Source organism: Bradyrhizobium campsiandrae (genome assembly GCF_014529705.1).
In the GTDB taxonomy this organism is placed as follows: Bacteria; Pseudomonadota; Alphaproteobacteria; order Rhizobiales; family Xanthobacteraceae; genus Bradyrhizobium; species Bradyrhizobium campsiandrae.
Map to the genome: position 1 here is coordinate 1 of NZ_JAANIH010000370.1, position 245 is coordinate 245.

Sequence of the window (245 nt, forward strand, 5' to 3'; positions counted from 1 at the left end):
CAAAGTCCGAGGTTTCGAGATCGTTGATCTGGATGAACAGCTTGATCTGCGAGCCCGAGACTGTGGTGATGCGCGTGTTCCTGCCGTAGAGTTCGTCGAGCTGCGCAATGTCCTGCATCACGATCGCGGAGTTGTCGATCTTTCGCCCACTGATCAAGATCCTGTTTCAGCAGATCCACGATCTGATGATGGTGAAGATTCCGGGTGACGACGAGCCGCATCAAGTGCTGCTCATGCTCGACGAA

1 protein-coding gene is annotated in these 245 nt (G+C 54.3%); it reads right to left on the reverse strand.

The window, feature by feature from the left end:
• On the reverse strand, positions 1-118 hold a 118-nt coding region (locus G8O24_RS46285; protein ID WP_368736656.1), incomplete at its 3' end, for a TraM recognition domain-containing protein.
• Positions 119-245 lie beyond the last annotated feature (127 nt).